Origin of the sequence: Bacteroides sp. OF03-11BH (assembly GCF_003604005.1) — a bacterium.
GTDB classification, from domain to species: domain Bacteria; phylum Bacteroidota; class Bacteroidia; order Bacteroidales; family Bacteroidaceae; genus Bacteroides; species Bacteroides ovatus.
The window spans coordinates 49,803-67,808 of record NZ_QTMW01000016.1 but is presented as its reverse complement, the minus strand read 5'-3'; the positions used below and the strand labels follow the sequence as shown (position 1 = coordinate 67,808).

Annotated in this window: 8 protein-coding genes; 4 read left to right on the top strand and 4 right to left on the bottom strand. The window is 38.8% G+C overall.

Features of this window, described 5'->3' with window-relative positions; translation table 11 throughout:
* Positions 1 to 27 precede the first annotated feature (27 nt).
* Positions 28 to 2,616, bottom strand: coding sequence for a DNA mismatch repair protein MutS (mutS, locus tag DXA54_RS13725; protein ID WP_032846723.1), 2,589 nt, complete (start codon positions 2,614 to 2,616; stop codon positions 28 to 30).
* Positions 2,617 to 3,808: 1,192 nt separating this feature from the next.
* On the opposite strand from mutS, the gene DXA54_RS13715 reads away from it, so the two are divergent.
* The 4 genes from DXA54_RS13715 to DXA54_RS13700 are packed head-to-tail and all read left to right on the top strand — an operon-like array spanning position 3,809 to position 10,057.
* Entirely contained in the window at positions 3,809 to 7,126 is a 3,318-nt protein-coding gene (locus DXA54_RS13715) for a SusC/RagA family TonB-linked outer membrane protein (protein WP_008646866.1), read from the top strand.
* Positions 7,127 to 7,139: 13 nt separating this feature from the next.
* Complete coding sequence (locus DXA54_RS13710) at positions 7,140 to 8,525, top strand: RagB/SusD family nutrient uptake outer membrane protein (RefSeq protein WP_008646868.1); 1,386 nt, start codon at positions 7,140 to 7,142, stop codon at positions 8,523 to 8,525.
* A gap of 26 nt (positions 8,526 to 8,551) precedes the next feature.
* A complete protein-coding gene (locus DXA54_RS13705) occupies positions 8,552 to 8,758 on the top strand; it encodes a hypothetical protein (protein WP_008646870.1) in 207 nt (68 codons plus the stop codon).
* Between the two features lie 12 nt (positions 8,759 to 8,770).
* A complete protein-coding gene (locus DXA54_RS13700; RefSeq protein ID WP_008646873.1) occupies positions 8,771 to 10,057 on the top strand; it encodes a hypothetical protein in 1,287 nt (428 codons plus the stop codon).
* A 100-nt stretch (positions 10,058 to 10,157) separates the two neighbouring features.
* On the opposite strand, the gene DXA54_RS13695 is transcribed toward DXA54_RS13700, so the two are convergent.
* The 3 genes from DXA54_RS13695 to DXA54_RS13685 all read right to left on the bottom strand — a co-directional run bounded on the left by DXA54_RS13695 (position 10,158) and on the right by DXA54_RS13685 (position 18,002).
* Positions 10,158 to 12,656 (bottom strand): zinc-dependent metalloprotease, encoded by a 2,499-nt coding sequence (locus DXA54_RS13695; protein WP_120079750.1) that lies wholly within the window; start codon positions 12,654 to 12,656, stop codon positions 10,158 to 10,160.
* Positions 12,653 to 15,244 carry a zinc-dependent metalloprotease gene (locus tag DXA54_RS13690; protein ID WP_032852432.1) on the bottom strand — a complete coding sequence of 864 codons (2,592 nt, stop codon included), beginning with the start codon at positions 15,242 to 15,244 and terminating at the stop codon, positions 12,653 to 12,655. The genes DXA54_RS13695 and DXA54_RS13690 overlap by 4 nt, the downstream gene beginning before the upstream one ends.
* 133 nt (positions 15,245 to 15,377) lie before the next feature.
* A complete protein-coding gene (locus tag DXA54_RS13685) occupies positions 15,378 to 18,002 on the bottom strand; it encodes a hypothetical protein (protein ID WP_032852433.1) in 2,625 nt (874 codons plus the stop codon).
* Positions 18,003 to 18,006 lie beyond the last annotated feature (4 nt).

Sequence of the window (18,006 nt, the reverse complement as noted above, 5' to 3'; positions counted from 1 at the left end):
TCCTAAGACATTATATACATTTTCAGCTTATTTCCCCCTGACTATCTTCTTTATATCATTCAGTTTATTCAGCGCTTCAATAGGAGTAAGATTATTCACATCAAGATTCAATATCTCATCGCGAATCTGACAGAGAATCGGATCGTCCAACTGGAAGAAGCTTAACTGCATACCTCCACGATTCTCGCTCACTTCTGCCAACGGTTTACCTGCTATGCCCTGTTGGCGATTATCAGATTCAAGCTGTTTCAATATCTCATTTGCACGTTTCACAATGCTTTTCGGCATACCGGCCATCTTTGCCACATGAATACCGAAAGAGTGTTCACTACCGCCACGTTCCAGTTTACGAAGGAAGATTACTTTATTATCAACTTCTTTCACCGATACATTATAATTCTTGATGCGCTTGAAAGATTTCTCCATCTCATTCAATTCATGATAATGCGTAGCAAATAATGTACGTGCTTTTGCTTTCGGATGTTCATGGATATACTCTACAATTGCCCAGGCAATGGAAATACCATCATAAGTAGAAGTACCACGACCCAATTCGTCAAATAATACCAGACTCCGGGAAGAAACATTATTCAGGATATCAGCCGCTTCATTCATCTCTACCATAAATGTAGATTCGCCGACTGATATATTATCGCTCGCTCCTACACGGGTAAATATCTTATCAACTAAACCGATATGCGCACTTTCCGCAGGAACAAACGAGCCGATTTGAGCCAATAGCGTAATCAACGCCGTCTGACGCAAGAGTGCCGACTTACCGGCCATGTTCGGACCTGTAATAATAATAATCTGCTGTGTATCGCTGTCCAGCATTACATCATTGGCAATATACTTCTCACCTATCGGAAGTTGTTTTTCTATTACCGGGTGACGTCCCTGACGAATATCCAATACGTCATTATCCTCAATAATCGGACGGATATAACGATTCTCACGAGCCACATTGGCAAATGACAACAGACAGTCCAGACGTGCAATCTGATTCGCATTAATCTGTATCTGTGGAATAAACTCCATCAATGCCTGTACTAAGTCCGTATATAGCTGCGTTTCCAGAATCAGAATCTTATCTTCCGCTCCCAAAATCTTTTCTTCATATTCCTTTAGTTCCTGCGTGATATAACGTTCCGCATTAACCAGCGTCTGTTTACGAATCCACTCTTTAGGAACTTTATCTTTATGGACATTACGGACTTCGATATAATAACCGAATACGTTATTATAAGCCACTTTCAAACTCGGAATACCCGTCTCCTCGCTCTCCCGCTGCTGTATCTTTAGCAGATAATCTTTTCCTGAATAGGAGATTTGCCGCAATTCATCCAAGTCTGCGTTCACACCATCTTGAATCACTCCACCTTTATTTATCAGTAAAGGAGGATCATTTTTAATCTCTTTGGCAATCCGGTCACGAATAGAAATACAAAGATTCAGCTGTTCGCCAATACGATTCAAACTCGCATTATCAGCTTCCATACATGCCTGTTTTATCGGCTCAATAGCTTGTAAAGCTACCTTCAACTGAACGACTTCACGGGGCGACACACGTCCTACAGCCACTTTGGAAATAATACGTTCCAAATCTCCTATTAAATGCAACTGTTCTTCAATCAGTTCCTTAAAATCAGGTTGGCGGAAGAAATATTCCACTACATTCAAGCGTTCATTGATCGGTTTCTCATCCTTTAAGGGAAAAACCATCCAGCGTTTCAACAGACGAGCTCCCATTGGGCTGATCGTTCTGTCGATCACATTGAGCAGGCTACTTCCGCCATCATTCATATTACCAATCAACTCAAGGCTACGCACCGTAAACTTATCCAGACGGACGTATTTATCTTCTTCAATACGCGCCAATGAAGTGATGTGACCAATTTGCGTATGCTGCGTCATTGTCAAATACTGCAAAATAGCACCGGAAGCAATGATGCCATTCTTCAAATGCTCCACTCCGAAACCTTTCAGATTCTTCGTTTCAAAGTGTTTCAGCAGTTTCTCACGGGCAGTCGTTTCTGTAAATACCCAGTCGTCCAGCTCGAACGTGAAGAACTTATTACCGAAATTACCTTCAAACATCAGGCGTTTGCCACGTTCAAAAAGAATCTCTTTAGGGGCAAAGTTATTCAACAACTTGTCTATATAATCAAAAGGTCCTTCTGCAGTAAGGAATTCACCGGTAGAAATATCGAGAAAGGCAACTCCACAGGAAGCTTTTCCGAAATGAACGGCAGCCAGAAAGTTATTCTCTTTATAGTTCAGTACATTATCATTGATAGAAACACCGGGAGTAACCAATTCGGTAATGCCACGCTTCACCAACTTCTTCGTCATTTTCGGGTCTTCCAGCTGGTCACAGATAGCGACACGTTTTCCGGCGCGAACCAGTTTCGGAAGATATGTATCAAGGGCATGATGAGGAAAACCTGCCATCTCGATAGTTTTTCCTTTCCCATTGGCACGTTTTGTCAGTGTGATTCCTAAAATTTCGGCTGCAACGATGGCATCCGTAGAATATGTTTCATAAAAGTCACCGCAACGAAACAGCATCACTGCATCCGGATGTTTTGCCTTCAAATCCAGAAACTGTTTCATCATCGGGGTGAGGACGATTTCTTCTTCGTTCACGGTTCTCTCCTTTTCTTTTTTGTTGAGTATATAATGAATTATCCTTGCAAAGATAGCGGTTTTTCGGCAGAGAATCAACGGTATGCTCCGATTCAATTTTCAAAATTAATGTTACATACCTTGAAAAAAGGAGAGTTTATTTCTTAATAAGTAGGAGAAAACTATTAAAACATGTTATAAAACATGCTATTTTTCTTGGATAATTTGCTATTTTCCCAAGAGTCCGTATCTTTGCAACGTGTTTTTCATAGTATTAGATTTAAGGTTAACAAAGGTTGGAGCAAGGCGTTGCTCCTTTTTTTATGCCTATACGCTTCGTTCCTATTTGATATAAACCAGCAGAACTCTCTCTTTTCAATCATCAGATTATTTTGGCGCAATCTGAAATCCTAGAGATTCGGTTCAGAGCAGCCCCACCTTTAAAAATAGATTCATTCCTGTTTCAGAAAGGAATGAAACAAATTCTTTTATAAATGCCATATTTTAGTTTTAATGTAAATATTATTACAGTAATAGATGCAATAGAAACAAATGGTGTTACCAAAAAAATGTCAATAAAACTCCTATGTATTTCTTATAGATAACACTGTTTTGTAAAACACTGTTATCCAGTCGGTTACTATTCGGGGGTTTCCTTTAAAACCAACGACCCGTTTCTCACCGAGAAACAACCTGTTCGACACCGAGAAACGAAGTGTTTCTCACCGAGAAACGAATTAACTGATAAAGTCCTAAACTTATAATTAAGGAAATTGTTAGTCTCTTTTATTTTTGACACTTCTATCGTAGGAATGCATATGTTGAAATATATTTCAATGATAATCTTATCATGTCCAAAATATAATGATATGGAATAAATTTATAACCATACATGAAACGAACCGTTTTGGGTATAGCAATTATGCCCCAAAATTGTCAAATTAAGCCACTTCTTTTTTGCCTTCTACAACATATCAAACTCCCCAATATGCAGTATAATGCAAAAAGCCAGTCGTAACATACCATGAACCAATTTTCTATACTTTTATAAAAATATAATAAACATCGAATGATATTCACTCAAACAAAAGCACACATTTTAAATACAAATATTATCATTTTTCTTGTTTATATCAGCTAATAATAATACATTTGCATATATTCAAACCAATATAATACAATTATGAATAAAATTACCATTTTTTCATTAACATTACTTTTCGCTCTAATTTTACCTTTATTTGCAAATGCACAGGTAACAGTGAAAGGTATTGTAACTGACGAAAGTGGGGTACCATTAGTAGGCGTATCCGTCCGCTATAAGGAGCTCCCCCAAGTCGGTGTTACCACAGATATTGATGGTAAGTTTTCCATCAAAGAGATGAAAGAAGGCAAGACACTTGTTTTTTCTTACATTGGCATGAAAAATGTAGAGCACTTATTGAAAGGAGCAACACCTTTTATCAAAATTAAAATGGAATCTGCAACAAGTGAACTGGATCAAGTTGTCGTTACAGGTTATACCCAAACTACTTTTAAGAAAATGACTGGTTCTGTCGGAATTATCTCGGCCGACCAGTTAAAAGACCAAGCCCAACCAACGGTAGACGCCCTCATGCAAGGTAAAATAGCAGGAGTGGCCGTATCAGCCATATCCGGACAACCTGGTAGTACACAAAAAATACGAATCAGAGGTACCAATACAATCACCGGAGATGGTGAGCCACTATGGGTTATCGACGGAGTTCCCATGCAAAGTGGAAGTACCGATATGCCTACCAGTGCTGAAATAAAATCCGGTCAATTTGACGACTTGTTCATGAATGGTGTCGCTGGCATCAATCCCAGCGACATAGAAAGTATTACTATTTTGAAAGATGCTTCAGCCGCTGCTATTTATGGTTCGCGAGCAGCCGGTGGAGTAATTGTTGTCACCACCAAAAAAGGCAAATCAGGAAAAGCCCAAATAAACTATTCAGGCAATGTATCAGTCACTTTACCACCCCAACGGAACTACTCTTTGATGAATTCACAAGAGAAGCTTGCCTATGAACAGGGATTATGGGATGAATTCTCTGCTCCGGGATTTGAAGCCGGGACAAATGACTATCCGGTGGTAGGAGTAGTAGGCATCATTCGTGCTGGTAGGGGAAAGTTTGCCGGATGGAGCAAAGAACAACAAGATACGTATATCGAAGAATTAGGTAAAACGAATACCGATTGGTACGATGAACTGTTTCGCAACAGTGTTTCTACCACCCACAACTTGTCCATTAATGGTGGTGGAGACAAATACACCTATTATACTTCACTAGCATATACCCGCAACGCCGGTTTATTGAAAAATAATGATTACGACCGTTATAACCTGACAGCTAATCTATCAATGCACCCCAGCCAGAAAGTCAAGATTGACTTTGGGGCATCCATGTCTTATCAATATTCAAAGTCCCCGGCACTGAATAGTCTCGATCCTTTCCAATATGCTTATTTTGCCAATCCATACGAAAGTCCGTATAACGAAGACGGCAGTTACCGGGCAGATGAAACATATTATGCACTAGGAGAATATAACAATAAAAAGACTAGTTCCAAGATTATACCTGATTGTGGATTTAATGTACTTCGCGAAATGGACGAAACTTCTTCACGCACTAAGAATATAAAAACAATGGTTCGTGCAGGAATTGATTACAGCATTATCAACCATTTGCGCTTTGTGGGCCTGGCTTCATATACTTATTCCACCAACCGTCTAAAGGAAATATATGGTAAAAACACAAAAGCAGCTTTAGACAACCGTCTCTCTATCGATAACAATACTAATAAGGAATATGCTTCTATCTTGCAACGCAATGTAGATAATGAGAGCTATATGGTCCGCGGGCATTTTGCTTATGATGATTCTTTTGGAGACCACTCTGTCTCCCTTATAGCCGGTGCCGAATTCCGCGGAAGTAAATCAGACGGTTTGTACAGCAAACGATACGGTTACGACGAAATCACCGGAAATGCCATAACCCCACTTCCTGATGACCCGACAGGAGTAGGCTACGAGAAGCTGAAAGCCTATCTCGCTGCTATTGATGGCTCGAACGGAGAAACATGGAGCGAACAACGCTTTGTCTCTTTCTATGCATCTGCCGACTATTACTACAAAAACAAATATGTACTGAATGTCTCTTTCCGTACTGACGGTAGTTCTAATTTTGGTAGTGACAAACAATTTAATCCTAACTGGGCAGCCGGCGCAGCGTGGAATGTTAGTGAAGAAGATTTCATGGCTTCGCTGAAACCCGTACTGAACAGATTAACACTCCGTATAGCAACCGGATTTACTGGTAACATCAACCGTAGTGTCAGCCCACAAATGATTATCAGTTACTACGATGACTACCGGAATATTTCCAACAATATTTATCATATAGGAAAAGTAGTTAGTCCACCGAATCCCAATCTACGTTGGGAAAAGACGCAAGACGTGAAAGTGGCTCTTGATTTCGGAATGTTTAACGACCGCTTGACAGGTATAGTGGAAGGATACTACCGGAAAAGTAAAGACATTGTAACAGGTGTGCAAGTACTAAGCAGCACAGGATTCACCCAACAGAAATACAATACTGCCAATATTGACAACAAAGGTATCGAAGCTACCCTGAATGGAACTCCTGTTAAAACAAAAGATTTCAGTCTGTCTCTTTCTGCCAACATAGCTTACAACAAGAATAAAGTGACCAAATATAAAGCTTCCTATAGCAGCATGGGATATAATAACTTATGGGAGGGCTATCCTGTAGACGCCATCTATAGTGGGAGATACACAGGTATTGACCCCGAAACAGGATTATATACATACCAGTTGCGTCCCGATGCTGAAATACACACAGCTACCGACTTGAATAAGCCCGATAATTACCGGTATTATCTAGGCACGAGTGAAGCTCCCGTAACCGGAGGATTTAATGTAACCGCCGAATATAAAGGTATTCGCCTTAGCGTAAACGGAACTTTTGCCACAGGAGCCAAAAATTTTGAATTCATCAAGTCGCCAACTTCAGCTAGCACCGTAAGCGGTAATGGGGTATTTAATTACACAGAACGCGAACAAGTCTTCCAAAATGATTTGTTCGCACACCATCTGAATGTTCCGAAAGCAGCAGCCGACCGTTGGACGCCCAATAATACAAATGGCACTTATCCGCGCGTATGGAATCCGTTCGGTGAGGTTTACGGATTTGGCTATTATAACCCTATGCACAAAGAAATCACGCATGGAGCTTTCCTTACCAACTTATCTTATGCCAGAATTAAGAGCATCATTTTAGGATATACGCTACCTAAGAAGTTAATAAGTAATTCGGCTCTCTCCAATGTAGATTTCTCTTTGTCACTGAACAACTTCTTCACATTCACCAGCTATTCAGGCATGGATCCTGAAACCCCCGGTGCTACTTATCCGATAAGCCGTTCTGTGATGTTTAGCGTAAATGTTGGATTTTAAATAACAATAAACGATGAAAAATAAACTATTCATATCTATCTATTGTGGTCTGATGATATTGTTGGCTTCCTGCAACAATTACTTAGACGTAAAGCCCAAAGGAAAGATAATTCCTGAAACAGCTGAAGATTTTTCGACCATTATCCATTATTGGTTGGATCAGATAGAAAAAGGAAGAGATGACGTTATCATTCCCAATCCAGAAGTAATGACAACTTTAGAGATGTTTGCCGATGACTTGAATGCAACGCTTGCCAGCAATTTCGGCTATACGAGCATTTATGTGGGAAGTGCCATTAACAAAAATCAGGCCACTTACAAAACACTCTACTCTGTTATCAAAGACTGTAATATGGTTATCGGCAACATGGATGATACGGAATCCGATTTAGCTAGAACCCTATTGGGAACAGCCTGGAGCATTCGTTCTATTTGCTATTATAACCTTATGCAGCGCTACTGTGAGCCATACCAGCCGGAGACGGCAAAAGAGACTCTCGGACTTCCACTTGTCGACGATTTTGATATGGAAGCAAAGCCTGCACGCGCCAATCTGAAAGAAACTGCTGAATTTATAGAAGAAGGATTCCGGAAAGCCCTCTCATATAATGTGTCTAATGAAGACTTTATCTTTACTTCATCCGTGACAAAAGCCTACTTCGCACGTTTCTTCTTTTGGACACAGAACTGGAGTAGTGCCATTACCTATGCCAAAGAAGTATTAGAAAAATACCCGATGCTGGAAGCTGACGAATATGTAGAAGCCATTAACCAGAAACAAGCAAAAGCACACAATGTCATTATCCGTTCATTCACCATGGATGATGATATAGGAACCATGAGTTACGCAACTGCACAAGCCGATATAAAATCAAGACCTGTCGACAGAAATTTGGTTGATTTATTTGCGGCCACCGACAATGACGTACGTCGCAAATGCAACTATGATTCCAAACGGATTGTCAATAAAATCATCACCACCAAGTTTCGTAGTGAAGAACTTTGCCTGATTATAGCCGAAGCCCACGCACATCTGAATCAGGAAACAGACGCACTAGGTTATCTTAACCAGCTTCGTTCCAAACGAATCACTCAGGATTATATAGCCTACACGATTGACAATCTCCCAGAAGTTTTCCAACAAAATATAAAAACCGACGCCACTGGGATCCCTTTGACAAAATTGATGTCAGCCATCCTCTGTGAACGCCGTAAAGAATTGTTTGTTGAAGGCGACCGCTGGTTTGAATTAAAACGCAACGGACGTCCGGAATTTTGGGTCGCTGCCAAAGGAAAGAAATTTATCACAGAAAAGTATCTGTATACTTTTCCTATTCCCAAAGCAGACATCAGATTATTTCCTGATTTGCTCATTCAAAATCCAGGCTACATAGAATAATTTATCCATAAAAAACAGAAACAGTTATGAAAAAGATACTATATATCCTATGTTTCATTCTCACAGGTTCTTCCGCTTTCTTGGTTTCATGTGATAAACCGGAAGAACTGACCCCAAAAGTAGATAATACATCAGAAGATTATTTACTTCCCACCGGAAATATCCTGAATGCACAAGACCGTGAAGAAGTACAAGCATTATGGGATGAATACAACAATGCCATTAACCAATAAAAAGGGATTAAAATGAAAACAAAAATCAAAATAACAGGCTCCTTCCTGCTAATGATTATACTAATCATAGTGTCGGCAGCTTGCAGTGATGACGACTCGTCGGGTGCAAAGTTATCTTTTAGTCGCTCCATATACATATTACCTTCTAACGGTAGCCTGGAAGTGGAATTGAGAGCTTCTGTAGCACCTGAAACAGACTTAAGCATTCCTGTCATCATTGAAGGTACTGCCATATTGGATGAAGACTATGAAATTTCTGCTAACGGGTTCATGATAAAAGCCGGAGAAACAAGTGCCACTTTAACCATTACTCCCAAAAACAACCTGACTGCCAACCGTGAAATCCGCCTTTCCATCAACCCGGTTTCCGGATATACGCTCGGTGACAAGAAAATAGCGATTATCCCCGTTGAAGTGAAAGAGCACATTATGTATACTTTCAAGCCTGTTATCTATCGTCTGTTAAGTGAAATAGACATTAGAATCGAAGTGGAAGGAGAAAATAGCGGCAGCAGTTTCAGGGCAACAACAGACATCGTGTTGCCGATAGAAATAGACCCGTCCAGTACAGCTATATTGAACGAAGATTTTGAACTTGAAAACGGAATAACTTCCGTCACCATTCCAAAAGGATCTTACTACACACGTTTTAAGATAAAAATAAAAGAAGGAGCAGAAGATTATACAGGAAAAAACGCTATCCTTAAACTAGGTACACCAGTTGACAACTCCGAACTCTACTATCCGGGCTCATTTGTATCCTATAATATAAAACTGGATCAGTTAAAGTTTACTGACATGCTGGGCAAATGGAAACCTGTGGAGATTAAAGATAAAGACAACTATGTATATATTGGTATGCCTGACGAAGACTGGGTAAATAGTCTGCCGGAAAACAATGGAGCTAATGACTACCTGGAATTTGTACATCAAGAAGATGGTACAGATAAAATAATCCCATACCTGACGGGAGATTTAAAGAACTTCTTTTGCAATCCTCAAGGACACACTGTTGTTTTCGACCATATAGAGAAAGGCATCTATAACTGGATAGCTGACGAAGAATATGACGCTCCTTATTTCATCACCTCGCAAGTGAATCGTTGTTTCTCAAAGAGAAAAACAGAGCTTGGAAATGCATTTATAGGATTGGATAAGATAGATGATAATAATATCATCATTTACTTTCACGATTTTATACCAACTGATTTCTTCAGCTCAACGTTTGAAGAGTACGGTCATTATTTCGATGCGAGTTTCTTTGGTATAACCTACACATTCACAAGGGTAGTAGAATAAACAAAACAGAAGAAAAACTTCATTAAAAATATAAGCCAATTAATTCATCTTATCACGAATTAATTGGCTTTTTTATATCTAATCATTTTATAGATTATATCTATTTCCGCAGTGCCTTCTCAATCGTAAACAATCGGTAATCATACTCCTCTTGCATTTCCCGGTTAGGTGCTACTGATTTCGCTCTCGTAAACTCACTTTTCAAATCCAACAGACAGCCATACCAGAATGGAGCCCGTTCAGGAGCAGAAGAATAAGGAATGCTCTCAATTGCCGTCATCCCCCGGTAAGGACAGACAGTCTGAATAGTCAGTTTAGAAGAAGCATTAGCTGTCTCATCTTTCCCTTTCGGCACATTTACATTCGACCAAGAAATGACAAAACTCAGCAATTGTCCCTGTAAGAAACGTTTCCAGTCGTCAGGCTCCTTTCCTACCCTTGCTTCCTTAAAAAGATGATTCTTTAAATCTTCGACAGCCTGCTGTTGCGTATAAGGGTCATCTGATTTACTTTCGCTAAGCCAAAGGTTATTGAGCTGTATTAATAGCAAATTGGCAAAAAACTTCTGTGAATAGTCAGCAGCGCTACCTGTCAGCGCACAATGATTCAACAGTTCCCGATTGTCCAACCAGTTCATTTGACTGATAGCTTCCATCATCCACTGGTACGAACGACGTTGCAACTCTTTGGATACCGGTTGATAAGAAGGGTAACTATCCCCTTGATAACTGTCATTCAAATAGATTCCACCAACTTGCTGCAATACATGCTTCACATATTCATCCGCCTGATTGATAATTTCTCCATATAGTGAGGCTCGTTTTTCATAGTTGAAATCTTCCTTGTCTAACCATTGGTTTGCATTCGCCACTACTTTACCCAAATTCTCAAAAGCAATGGTTGCCGCACGAATAGCATCATTTCCCAAATCCATCTCCATTCCGCGAGGATCATAATAAGCTTTCCTGCTCTGCGGACGTTTAAAAAGCAATAATGGGTTCTGATTCCGTTCAGAAACCAGCTTCCGCAAATCCGATAATTCTTCTTGCGGTGTTTTCTTATTCATTGGCTGATAAAGATAACGAATCGCCCAATGGTCATATTCTCCCAGCACTTGTTGCGTCAAAGGTATATCAGCACTATAATTATCAACCGAAAGTAAATAGTTCATCGGCAACTTATCCATGACTGACGCAGATAGCCCATGTTTTTTTACAAACTCTTTCGACTGAAGCGAATCTACCGGATAAGCAATAGATCCTGCCATATTATCCGTCAATCCCAGACAATGCCCCCAATGCCTCAACAATAACGAAGTCAATGCTTCTTCCACCAAATCTTCATCCGGCATCAACGTGCGGGCTTTCTCGTTAAAGGAAGCTGTCTGTAAGAAATAATTCAGCTGAATTTTCGAAGCTAAATTATGAGGGATATAAATATTGGCACTTATTATTTCTCCTGTCAACGGATCACTCCAATAATTATCCGTAATCTGACCGGAAGGTGAAACGACATACCGGATACAAGACTTAGTAATACTGTTGGCATCAAATCCTATATCTTTAGGGTAAGGTTTCACATCTAACGCATTAGAAAAACCTATTTTCTGAAAGCTTTTGTTCCATATCTCAGCGCTACGATACACACACTTCTGCCATTTTTCAGGCAACAGCGTATCCACATAGAAAACAACAGGTTTATCAACAGCCAGGTTCCAGCGATTCACCCAATACTGTATGTTGCTGCCTTGCTCCTTATCCGAAAAATTCACCTTGCCGCTCCATAAAGTTCCGATACGAGGATCAGCCAAACGAGGACAATAATCCCCATCTTCCGGTAATAACATAAAAGTACGCTTCACAACTGCGCTGAAGGGAATATTTTCTGCTATCGGAAAAATACCGAATAATGACATCGCTAATTCATAGCTCATATAGCATGAAATAGATACATTATCTGGATAAGAAGCTATTCCTGATATCATTGATTGTTTCTGTTTGAAAGAGGCTTTACGCTTCACCCAGCCCCCCATCGTATTGTATGCTTTCGGATCAATCGGATTCATGTATTTATCATCCTGAAAAACATAAGATGTAACGTCAATCACCAAAGCGCTGTCCGGAGAATAAGCCTTTATAGAAAACTGATTTAAAATGACATCACTGAAACTTTTTTTCAGCGCATCTCCGATACGGGAATCTTGTTCTGTCACCGGACGGTCCGCTACCTGATATAACCTAACCAAAGAATCGGACCGGCAGAATTTCACTTGTAAAGGTGCAACAGGGCAAAAGCCAACAGATGATTCCTGAGGGTTACTTAGTTTATCGACTACACCTCCCATCAGCAAACGTTTACCCAACACATCTCTGGGTATTTCCATATATACTTTATCGTCTACCCAATAAAGATTCATCAGTCCTTTAGTTTCGACGCTATTCGGTTTATCCTTCAACAGTTTTTCGTATGCGCTTTTGGGTTTAACCTGCTCTATTTTCCCTTTTTTCTTTTTTTTGGCAACAGCCTCCAAAGGAGAAAAGACAAACACACCAAATACTGATAAAAAGAGCAAAAAGATATATTTATTCTTCATAATCATCTGTTTAATGCATTATTCATTTGATGAAGCAATAACTGATAATGAAGCCGCGTATCTTTATCAACATGTTGCTTCCGGCTGTTTAATAAATTACGTATGCGCAGGAAATAACCATAACACATACTATCCTGGTTTTTGGGAATAAAATACTCTGCCATTGGTTCGTCAAATCCAGCCACTGGATTAAACATACGCCCCAGATCGGACGCACAACAACATCCTTTATGCCCTACACCTGTTTTATGATGAAAAGCAGCTAACTGCCCCCATGCATCTTCTTCACTTTTCAATGATTTAGTATCTTTACTCAATCGGATTCCGGCAGTCGAAGCCAGGTGTTTGATAAACAAATTCTGCAGTTTCATTTGAGTAGCACTTAATTTACGTCCTTGTATAGTAGGATTCCATATATATGTATAAATATCATTCATACATTCATCAACATCATATCCTTCTTCTTTACCGGCTTTTAATGCCGAAAATTCTACCCGGGCAGGAGCTTTCATCAATAATTTCATCATTACATCCCGCAAAGCATCCGATGGTTTCCCTACCATAGGCAGTACCTTCAGGACATTTTCATCATCCAGCCAATCCAAGGTCGCCAATTGCTCCAAAAAGTAATTCATTGCCTCTTTCTGCTTCTCTTTAGGTTCAACCTGCAAGGCTTCCACCTTATCACCAACCAATTTTTCATGCAAATAGATTCCTCCTATATTATGATATACATGCAACATATAAGTCAGATATTGCATGATTATACCATCGTAAATATCCGACCGATGTGTATAATCCACATCTTCTTCTCCTAGCCATTGATTCAGATTAGCCAGAATGTATTTCAGATTTTTCACTCCATATCGGGTTGCTTTCACAGCATCATCACCCAAATCTTCCGTTTGAGAACGAGGGTCGAGTATATCCGACTGCTGCTTACCATACCGATATACAGGATTATCTGATAAATCCGTAATCCATTTCGAAGTGATGACATATTCCTCTTCCGGAGTTTTAGCTTCCGGCACAGGTGTATAATTCCAGCGAATCAGATAATCGTCATACAAACCAAAATATGGCGGCATCATACGTACTCCCCGTTCCATATCACCAGGTTGTGCCACATAATTAAAACGCGCGTAATCCATAATGGAAGTGGTAGTACCATGCTTCTGCGTAAATGAAGAAGAACGGAGCGAATCTACGGGAATTACGGAAGAAGCACTCATATTATGCATAAATCCCAAACAATGACCCACTTCGTGAGAAACGACATAACGTAAAGCATCGTCCATCACCTCTCTCGGAATTACTTTATGACGTACACGCTTATCGGCTTGAGCAGTTTGAATAAACAGCCAATTATTCAACAATTTTATGACGTTATGGTACAGATATACCGAAGCATTCAATATTTCCCCACTACGAGGGTCAACCCACGATGGTCCCATTGCATTCTCAATCCCTATCGGAGCATAACGAATACATGAATATTTCAAATTATCCGGATCAAATTCCGGATCGTCTTTCGGAAATTCTTTAGCCTGGATAGCTTGTGTAAAACCGATTTTTTCAAATGGCTCATTCCATTGATTGACAGCTTCAAATATAGATGCTTTCCAACTTTCTGGAAAACAACTGTCTACGTAGAATACTATCGGTTTAATAGGAGTCACTTTCTTCCCTTCAATATAACCTCTCAAATCTGAAGGTTCCAAACGCCAACGATTTGCATAATAGATAGAACGAGTTGTCTGTTTAGCAGCTGAATATTCATTTTTCATTGTAGGAAAAATGCCAATTCTGCTATCCATCAATCGGGGACGATAAGGAATCGTATCCAATAATATAATCGAACGGGTTACCTTTGCGGTCAGAGGTTCGTCTTTTATGTCTTTCCCTTTGCCCCCAGTCAACGAATAAGTATAATTCAAGCAACTACGGACTGATATGTTATCTTCAAAAGCCTTAAAACCATCAATAAATGATTTGTTACTTTGAAATGAGGTCAAACGTTTACGTCCCCCTGATGTATTCACGCTGTATTTATCGAACGGGGATATTAATTTATTGTCACTTACAAAGAAATCGGTAACATCAAAAACAACTGCCGTACTGTCGTTATTATAAGCCGAAATATCAAATACTTGCAGAATGGCATTCATATTACTCATCTCAATAGCTGCCTTCAATCGGTGACCATTGTCATCACCCACATTATTGGTCTGCACTGCCGACAAGCAGACTTTATTATTCAATTTCTCAAAACGAAAATGAAGAGGTTCGGTAGGTTTCGAACCAATAATAGCATTCTTATTATCACTAATTTCTGTTACTGTAGAACCTAGTAACATATCACGCTGCAACATTGATAAAGGTAGTTCAAAATAAACTTTCTCCTTTACTTTATGTACAGTGATAAAACCTTCTGCTTTTGAATGATTAGATGAGAACAGTTTATCATAAGCAGTTTTTTCTTTCTCAACAGACTCCTTCTTTTTTGACTTTTTGCGTTTAAAAGAAATAGCATTTGCTGATATGCTCCCTCCTAGTATAGAAAACACCAAAAGAGCCACCCAAATTCTTTTCATTTTGATAATAGTGTTAATTCATATTCTGTAATAGGATACAAATTTAAGAATTATAAAGAATTAACTCCAATAAAATCGACTTTTTCCTCCAGAAAAACTACACAATATTTTTTGTAATACATCGACCTATAAGTTACACTTCACTTATAAACTGCTCAAAACTATATTTAAAATCCTCATTCAATATTAGCTTATACTCCTTGGTGAATTGATCAAATGCAGTATATGCCATTCCCATGCGTTTCAAATCCACTAAAGCACGGCACTTAACGCGAACAGACTCTTCATCTAATGAATCAAATCGCAGAATACAATTTGAGATTTGTATTCTCAAGTTATCATTTCCTACAAATTGCTTGCTATCTCTTAACCGGCTCAGAAGATCAATCATTGAATCGGAATAATCTGCTTTAAAACTATCTACCCAATCAAATTGCATATTAGGAAGCAATTGACCAAATGAAGCCAGACTCAATAATTTTTCTAGATCTTCCTTATGGACCACATCTAAAGGCGCCATCTTTTGCATCAATTGATTTGCTATAGTATAGTCATTATATACATGCCCCTTATTAAGAAAGTACCAATAACCATTTGCTGATGATATCTCCGTATCTCCTACCTCTTCCAACAAAAGACGTATCTTACGTATATTTACACTACGGTTATTAGAGAAACTCTCTTCTGACTTATCATACCACAACAATTCTTTTAACTTGATATTAGAAATCCCCTTATTATTCTGATTGGAATAAAGAATAATAACAGATAATAATTGACGCATAATAGGCGTAAATTTTCCGGTAATGTCTTTTAAATCCCGATTAATAACCTGAAATCCGTTTAGCATATAAATTCCTGGTGTGGTGTTCAATACAGGAGCTTCAAACGAGGAATATAGGTGGTCATTTTCTTGAATTTCTTTTTCACTATTTATATCTGAAACAACCCCTTCTTCTTTTTCACAAATATCTTGTTGTGAAATAGATATAGCTTCTTTCTTATCATGCTTTCTGCTATTCCTTAATCTCCACCCAATTCCCCCTAAACCTGCTACACAAATACATATAAACAGTAATTTCCACCAAGTCCCCCTGTTTTCCTGTACTGTTATATTTTGAATAGGCAACACTGGAGATGCAATAGAATAAATATTAGCTTCATAATTATTCCCCTCTACTTGGTGAACTGTTACAGCGTAATAACATTTTTCTGAAGCAAGATAAATTAAATCTGCATGAGAATTAACATCTAAGAAAGTATAAGGTATTGTATCACCTAAAACAGTTTCTTGTCCATTCTCCAAATTTAAATCTTTCAAAACTAGAGAAGATAGAAAACGACCTGAAGAAAAAAACAATCCTTTTGCATGTTCACCTTTTTCTACTTCATCAACTATCAACGTAGAAGCAGCTACCTCATCACAAAGATTCTCCGGTATAGCCCACTTTTTTTCCAAAGAATAATCATTCAAGTTCAATTTATACAAATCCTTATAATGAACGACCCCATACTCCTGTTTACCCAAGTCATTTCCCAATCCTCCATAAATATAAACCAGCGAATCGGTCTTCCCTATGGCACTCAAATAGCGAGGAGTAATCACATCCGGCAACTCTCCCTTTATCACTTCACCCGACAGAGATATTCTATTCAACTCACGGGTATACAAATGAAATCCATATCCCAGAATTTGTACAATTGATGAATCTTTTGGATTGAAAAAACGATTATGTTGTGTATAAGAAGACTGCCTTTTCCGTTGGATAGGAATAGACCAACTTTTTGTTTGAAAATTGAAAAAAGACAAATTCTCCCCATCAGGTTTCTCAAAGTCATAATAAACCAACTGGCTACCTTTATCTTTCAAAGGAACAAAAAGAAACTGGTTAGTGATCCGATTTACATCAATCAATGGCGAGAAAACATATTCTTTAGTTGTACTCCGTATTAAATCATATTTGACAATACGATCTTTTGCAATAAAATAACATGCCGACTGATCTTCACACGGGACAGGAAAAGTCTTGGATGAAAAAGATAACGTTTTCCTATGTTTCCAATACATGTGACTATTAATAATCCATTCCGGATTTGATATAAAAGCTGTCATCTGCTGAAACTTGTCCTGAAGCAAAGTGTCAGATACTGCTTGCTCCAACGACCATTCATATTTTATGCTCCCAGGTTCCAGACCGATCTGTACATCCTTCAAAATAATAGGTGCCACGTCCGAAGTTGTGTAAGAAGCTAATTTATTAGCACCAAAGCAGACTTTAACAGAATGATTATCCGGGGCAGCAACTTTCTCTTTAGAAATAAGAGAACCATTATTTCTGACATATAACGTATCATTTTTATACTCCAATTCTATCTTTATCCTATTCCACTCATGAATATCGATAGTCGCAGAAGAATGTATCTTTCCTAAATATTGCTGGTCTTTAATCAAACACAAATAAGGCTCTTCGTTCACAGGATTAACCAATATCAGATTGAGGCTATTTCTATTGTCAACAATCATACGGCATACATAACCAAAATGCTCGCCTTTTTCCCTAATCTTCAAATCAAAAGAAACAGATAAATAATCTTTGAATCTCACTCCCTGATTGCCGGACGGTATGATGAATGAAGTACGTTCATCTTTTGAATATTCATAAGCACGAAAAGAAAGGCCTCCGATATTTTCACTACCCCAAGTGACTATAGTCTTCGAGATAAATAAAATATAAAATAACAGTCGGATATATTTCATAGCA

Excerpts from the sequence above, each read along its gene's own strand:
- DXA54_RS13690 (WP_032852432.1), bottom strand. The coding sequence starts at position 15,244 with ATGAAAAGAATTTGGGTGGCTCTTTTGGTGTTTTCTATACTAGGAGGG.
- DXA54_RS13710 (WP_008646868.1), top strand. The coding sequence starts at position 7,140 with ATGAAAAATAAACTATTCATATCTATCTATTGTGGTCTGATGATATTG.
- DXA54_RS13700 (WP_008646873.1), top strand. The coding sequence starts at position 8,771 with ATGAAAACAAAAATCAAAATAACAGGCTCCTTCCTGCTAATGATTATA.
- DXA54_RS13715 (WP_008646866.1), top strand. The coding sequence starts at position 3,809 with ATGAATAAAATTACCATTTTTTCATTAACATTACTTTTCGCTCTAATT.
- DXA54_RS13685 (WP_032852433.1), bottom strand. The coding sequence starts at position 18,002 with ATGAAATATATCCGACTGTTATTTTATATTTTATTTATCTCGAAGACT.
- DXA54_RS13705 (WP_008646870.1), top strand. The coding sequence starts at position 8,552 with ATGAAAAAGATACTATATATCCTATGTTTCATTCTCACAGGTTCTTCC.
- DXA54_RS13695 (WP_120079750.1), bottom strand. The coding sequence starts at position 12,656 with ATGATTATGAAGAATAAATATATCTTTTTGCTCTTTTTATCAGTATTT.
- mutS (WP_032846723.1), bottom strand. The coding sequence starts at position 2,616 with ATGATGAAACAGTTTCTGGATTTGAAGGCAAAACATCCGGATGCAGTG.